Here is a 6,000-nt window from a genome sequence, read left to right as displayed (position 1 = left end):
GACAACCAGGTCCTCGACATCGCCGCGGCGGTGACGCCCTCGGCCCGGGGCGAGCTCGAGATCACCAGCGTCAACGAGGCCTATCTCGAGCGCGGGCAGYTGCACGTGGAGCGCATGAGCCGCGGCTATGCCTGGCTCGACACGGGCACCCATGACAGCCTGCTGGAGGCGGCCGAGTTCGTGCGCACGCTCCAGCACCGCCAGGGCCTGCAGGTGGCCTGCCTGGAGGAGATCGCCTACCTGCAGGGCTTCATCGGCAAGGACCAGCTCGTCGCCCGCGGCAAGCTCTTCGCCAAAACCGCCTACGGACAGAACCTCCTCAAACTCGCACAGGAAGACCCGAAAGGACTCCTGACTCGTTGACGGCGTGCGCGAAGGCTGCCGCACGATCGCGCTTCGCCCCATGGCGAGGAGGGCGTTCCGGCACAGCCTCGTGAGCTGCTCATTGAGGATGGCAGGGCGGGGACGTCATAGAGAGGTCGGTGGCGCTCGCCTCCAGTTGGGCGACGAGTGGCGCGCGAACCGCCATGTCCGCCCTCAGGCGCAGCTGCGGCCGCATCGCGCCAGTTGCCGAGGCGTGTTCGCCAGCAGAATCGCTGCTCGTCGACGGCGCCTCGGTAGCGGAAAGCTGCGCGAAAGAACCAAGCGGCCCTCCTTCCGTACCCCACCCCTGTGACACTCCTCCGTGAGCCAGTCGCGCCACGGAGATCTGTTCGGCCCCCACGCGGTGTGACCCTGACCCAGCAAACTGGTCCGCGCTGAGCGCAAGTCTTTCGGGCATCCTGAACCCTGAAGGAGGGAGGATGCCATGCCTCGCAAACGCTTCACGAATGAACAGAGCGGAATGTCGCCGGCACGCGTCTTCGCCAGTAGTAGACGGCGCTCCGGCGGTTAAGGTTCGTTGCGAGCGCCACTCGGCGCGCCTTCTGTGTCCCACGCGTGTGTCCCACCTCCATGACCCAATTGGACCACACAGAATACCCAGCTACGGGAGACACGAGCGAGATCAGGGACTGAGGAGGCTTGGCTGGGGCGCCAGGATTCGAACCTGGGAATGGCGGTACCAAAAACCGCTGCCTTACCACTTGGCGACGCCCCATCGCGCTCGGCGGAGGTGTGTCTAGACGCAGCGTCGGGTGCTGGCAACAGGGGAAGGGGGCGCTTATGGCTCTTGGCGGCGCGATAGGGGAGCAGGACATGGGCAGGCGGATCGCGGTGGTGACGGGGGCAGGGTCGGGGATCGGGCGGAGCGTGGCCCTGGCGCTGGCCGGAGCGGGCTATGATCTTGCCCTGGCCGGGCGGCGCGTGGCCCCTCTGGAGGCAGTGGCCGGACTGGCGCGGGCGGCCGGTGCCGCCGCCGAGGCCGTGGAGACGGACGTGGCGGACGCAGATTCCGTGGCGCGATTGTTCGCCCGGGTCGCCGAGCGGTTCGGGCGGCTAGACCTCCTGTTCAACAATGCCGGGGTGTTCACGCCAGGGGCGGCGATCGATGCGGTCACCCTCGACGATTGGCGGCGTTCGGTCGACGTGAACCTCACCGGTGCGTTCCTGTGCACGCAAGGTGCCTTCCGGATGATGAAGGCGCAGGATCCGCGGGGCGGGCGCATCATCAACAACGGCTCCATCGCCGCGCAGGCGCCACGGCCGCACTCGGCGCCCTATGCCGCCACCAAGCACGCGATCACCGGCCTGACCAAGGCGACGTCCCTGGACGGGCGCCCCTTCGACATCGCCTGCGGGCAGATCGACGTCGGCAATGCCGAGACCGAGATGACGGCGGGCATCGCCAAGGGGGCCCGACAGGCGGACGGCACTATCCGCCCGGAGCCGGTCATGGATGCCCGGCACGTGGCCGACACGGTCGTCTACATGGCGGGCCTGCCACTCTCGGCCAACGTCCCGTTCCTCACCGTGATGGCCACTGCCATGCCCTATCTCGGACGCGGCTGAGTTTTGCGCATTGCGCCCGAAACGCCTACAGAACAGCCCTTCGTCACTTCTCGTCACGAACGTCGTGCCGCCGTGCGCGGACCCGGAAATTTTTGCCCGCCATGCTGATGCAGTCTGAGATCAAGCCGCCGGAGGCGAAGGCCGACCCCGTCGCCCGCCGCCGCACCTTCGCGATCATCTCGCACCCGGATGCCGGCAAGACGACGCTCACCGAGAAGCTGCTGCTGTTCGGCGGCGCGATCCAGCTCGCCGGCGAGGTCAAGGCCAAGCGCAACCGGGTCTCGACCCGCTCGGACTGGATGGGCATCGAGAAGGAGCGCGGCATCTCCGTCGTCACCTCGGTGATGACCTTCGAGTACGGCGACTGCGTCTTCAACCTCCTCGACACCCCGGGGCACGAGGACTTCTCCGAGGACACCTACCGCACCCTGACGGCGGTCGATTCGGCCGTGATGGTGATCGATGCCGCCAAGGGCATCGAGGCGCGCACCCGCAAGCTGTTCGAGGTCTGCCGCCTGCGCGACATCCCCATCGTCACCTTCATCAACAAGCTCGACCGCGAGGCGCGCGATCCCTTCGAGCTCCTCGACGAGATCGAGAAGGTACTGGCCCTCGACGTGGCACCGGTGACCTGGCCGATCGGCCGCGGCCGGAGCTTTGCCGGCACCTACGACCTCGGGAACGGCCGGGTGCGCCGCCTCGACGCGGCCGACGATGCCGGCACCGTGGCGGTGTCGGGCGTCGCGGATCCGCTCTTCGACCAGTTGCTGACCGAGGACGGCGAGGCCGCGACCTGGCGCGAGGAGGCGGAGCTCGCCGAGACCGGGCTGAAGCGCTTCGACCTCGCGGCGTTCCGCGAGGGTCACCTGACGCCGGTGTTCTTCGGTTCGGCCCTGCGCAATTTCGGCGTGCGCGACCTGATCGACGGGCTTGCCCGCTTCGCGCCGCCACCGCGCGGCCAGGATGCCGACAAGCGCCTCGTGGAACCCACCGAGCCGAAGATGACCGGCTTCGTCTTCAAGATTCAGGCGAACATGGATCCGAACCACCGCGACCGCATCGCCTTCATGCGGGTCTGCTCGGGGCGCCTGAATCGGGGCATGAAGGCCAAGCTGGTCCGCACCGGCAAACCGATGTCGCTCTCCGCGCCGCAGTTCTTCTTCGCTCAGGACCGGGCGATCGCGGACGAAGCCTTCGCGGGTGACGTGGTCGGCATTCCGAACCACGGCACCCTGCGCATCGGCGACACCCTGACCGAGGGCGAGGAGATCGTGTTCCGCGGCGTGCCGAGCTTCGCGCCCGAGATCCTGCGCCGGATCAAGCTCACCGACGCCATGAAGGCCAAGAAGCTGAAGGAGGCCCTGCAGCAGATGGGCGAGGAGGGCGTGGTGCAGGTTTTCCGCCCGCATGACGGCTCCCAGGCCATCGTCGGCGTCGTGGGCGCCCTGCAGCTCGACGTGCTGAAGGAACGTCTCCAGGCGGAGTACGGCCTGCCGATCGACTACGAGCCGACCCGGTTCTCGATCTGCCGTTGGATCACCGCCGAGAAGGAGCCCGAGCTCGACAAATTCATCGGCAGCCACGGCTCCGCCATGGCGAGCGACCTCGACGGGGCGCCGGTCTTCATGGCCACCACGGCCTTTTCCTTGCGCTATGAAGAGGAGCGCGCTCCGGACGTGCGCTTCAGCGATATCAAGGACTATCAGAAGCGCGCGGTGTAACGCAGGCCATCCAGCGCCAAGCTATCGCGCCGCAGCAGACAGTATCCCAAAATCTTCGCCTGCATATCCACGCGGCTGAAGACAAGATCGGCAAAAGGGATTAGCGTCGAAGGCATTCGCTCTCGGCGCAACGACGCACGGGCATGCGCGGCAGGATTGTGTTCGCAAGGACTTTCGTCTTGCCAAGACGGGCTCGGGCGACGCAGTCGTGAGCATCCCCCCTGCGCGAGGGCTTGAGCCATGACGACCCTTCCGGTTCACGATTTCGGCCACAGCATGGACCGTCCGGTGGTGAACGCCATCGACGGGCATGACCTCACGATGGCGCTGCGGCGCGGCGTCGATGATTTCCTGGCGATGCCGACCCACGCCCTGTTCATCGGGCTCATCTACCCCATTGTCGGCATCGTCCTGGCCACCGCCGCCTTCGGCACCGAGATCCTCCCACTGGTCTTTCCCCTGGCGGCGGGATTCGCACTGATCGGCCCCTTCGCGGCGATCGGTCTCTACGAACTGAGCCGTCGCCGCGAGCAAGGGCTTTCCACCGATTGGGCCTACGCCTTCGCCAACCTGACGCGACCGGCAGCGAGCGCCCTTGCCGGGCTCGGACTGCTGCTGCTGGCGGTTTTCGCCTGCTGGCTGGTGGCGGCGCAGGGGATCTATTGGGCGCTCTACGGAACGAGCGTGCCGGAGTCCATCTTCGCCTTCGCAGAAGACGTACTGACGACGCCACGGGGCTGGGCCCTGATCGTCATCGGCAATCTCGTGGGCTTTGCTTTCTCCCTCTTGGTCCTCGCGCTCAGCGTGGTCTCGGTGCCGATGCTCGTGGACCGGGACGTCGATATGCTGACCGCGATCGAAACCTCGCTCGCCGCCTTTCGGCGCAATCCGCGGACCCTCACAGCCTGGGGCTTCACCGTCGCCGGCCTGCTCATCCTCGGATCGTTGCCGCTCTTCGTTGGCCTCGCGGTGGTGATGCCGATTCTCGGCCACGCGACCTGGCACCTCTACAGGCGGGTCATCCCCGCCTGATGCGTCGGGTAAGCCGGATGAACGGCCCCCGGACCCGTCGTCATTGCCCGGCCTTGCGATCAGGCAGCGGTCAACCGCTCGTGTGACGCCCCGACACTGTCGGCCCATCCGTCGACGATCGGGAGCGAGGAGGTCCGCACCGATCGTGCCATCCGACCAGGCGCAAACCGACGCGGGGTCGGCGTCAGAACTTTCCCAACATCGGGAAGTCGATACTCAGGGCCGATTCGGTGGCCAGCGGCGCCTCGCGTCGGCGTGGCTTGCGGTTGATGACCTGCTTCAGCTTGGCCTTCAGCACCGACATGTCGAAGGGCTTGAGGATGAAGGCGTCGGCGCCGGCCTGGTGGGCGAGGTTGATGTCCTCGAAGTCGAACGAAGCCTCGGTCAGCAAGAACGGCGTGTTCATCAGGGCGTCGTCCGCCCGGATCTCCCGCAGGAACGAGAGGCCGTCCATCGGCTCCATGTCGAGATCGGAGATGACGAGCGCGTAGCGCCGCTCCCGCATGCGTTCGAGGGCCGTGACCGCGTCGGTCACACCCTCGACATCGGGAAAGCCGAGCCGGTTCATCAGCAGGATGACCAGCTTGAGCAACTTCTCCTGGTCATCGACGATGAGGATCGAGGGCGTATCGCTCATGACATTTCACGGGTTTGAGGACGGGGCGACGATGGCGCGCCACGCAACCGCAGCATCAAACGAAAAGGTGGTCGATGCCCTGCTTCGTCATCGACTCCGCCTGGAGAGTCGCCGCGAGGGCATGGATCGCGATGCCCTTCGGCGTTCCGCGCTGGAACATCGGGAGCAGGTTGGCCTTCTGGAAGATCGCGTCGTTGACTGGCCCCCGGATCCCCGTGGTGAAGGAATTCACGAACTCGCGCTTCAGGATCTCGCGCCATTCCACGATCTGGACGTCACGATGCCGCGAATCGTTGCTGATCCGGGCAAAGGTCTCGCTGACCGAGGTCCGCTCGCCCTCGATCACCTGAGCAGCGAAGTTCTGCTCGATCAGCAGGAAGCTGGTGATCACCGAAAATTCGTTCTTCTTCTGCGCCTGCCGCGTGATCTCGCCGATCTGCCGGGTGCGCGTCGCCGCATCCGCCGCGAGGTTGAGTCGCGAGAAGTAGATCAGATGGACGAGGGTCGACCGTTTGGCTCTCATGATTTCGATCCACCACCTTGTTCCGGCGACCTTAGACGAGACGACGATAACGGCGCGTAAACGACCGCGCCTGCGACTGTTGACCCGGCAAAAGCTGCCGATCGGACGGGGCAGAGTACGATTTCTGCCGGGTGCCG

General features: G+C 66.3%; 6 protein-coding genes and 1 tRNA gene. 4 read left to right on the top strand and 3 right to left on the bottom strand.

All coding sequences use genetic code 11. The features are described 5' to 3' along the window. The coding region (locus ASF58_RS10665; RefSeq protein ID WP_244477267.1) for a sugar phosphate nucleotidyltransferase at positions 1-363 on the top strand (363 nt) is incomplete at its 5' end. A gap of 661 nt (positions 364-1,024) precedes the next feature. Here ASF58_RS10665 and ASF58_RS10660 read toward each other — a convergent pair. Further along, positions 1,025-1,099, bottom strand: a tRNA-Gln gene (locus ASF58_RS10660). Between the two features lie 98 nt (positions 1,100-1,197). Between ASF58_RS10660 and ASF58_RS10655 the strand changes: the two genes are divergently transcribed. The 3 genes from ASF58_RS10655 to ASF58_RS10645 all read left to right on the top strand — a co-directional run bounded on the left by ASF58_RS10655 (position 1,198) and on the right by ASF58_RS10645 (position 4,703). Next, the gene (locus ASF58_RS10655) at positions 1,198-1,950 is read left to right on the top strand and encodes an SDR family oxidoreductase (RefSeq protein WP_055951383.1); all 753 of its coding nucleotides are present in this window, start codon (positions 1,198-1,200) and stop codon (positions 1,948-1,950) included. Between the two features lie 101 nt (positions 1,951-2,051). Next, complete coding sequence (locus ASF58_RS10650) at positions 2,052-3,671, top strand: peptide chain release factor 3 (protein WP_055951380.1); 1,620 nt, start codon at positions 2,052-2,054, stop codon at positions 3,669-3,671. 240 nt (positions 3,672-3,911) lie between these two features. Next, the gene (locus ASF58_RS10645; RefSeq protein WP_055951376.1) at positions 3,912-4,703 is read left to right on the top strand and encodes a DUF2189 domain-containing protein; all 792 of its coding nucleotides are present in this window, start codon (positions 3,912-3,914) and stop codon (positions 4,701-4,703) included. Positions 4,704-4,887: 184 nt separating this feature from the next. Here the strand turns inward: ASF58_RS10645 and ASF58_RS10640 are convergent, their stop codons facing one another. Then, the gene (locus tag ASF58_RS10640) at positions 4,888-5,340 is read right to left on the bottom strand and encodes a response regulator (protein ID WP_055951374.1); all 453 of its coding nucleotides are present in this window, start codon (positions 5,338-5,340) and stop codon (positions 4,888-4,890) included. Between the two features lie 55 nt (positions 5,341-5,395). Further along, positions 5,396-5,863, bottom strand: coding sequence for a BLUF domain-containing protein (locus tag ASF58_RS10635; RefSeq protein ID WP_055951371.1), 468 nt, complete (start codon positions 5,861-5,863; stop codon positions 5,396-5,398). Between the last annotated feature and the right edge of the window lie 137 nt (positions 5,864-6,000).

Source organism: Methylobacterium sp. Leaf125 (genome assembly GCF_001423085.1).
GTDB lineage: Bacteria > Pseudomonadota > Alphaproteobacteria > Rhizobiales > Beijerinckiaceae > Methylobacterium.
The sequence above is the reverse complement of the archived record's forward strand: the minus strand, read 5'-3'. Positions and strand labels throughout refer to the sequence as shown.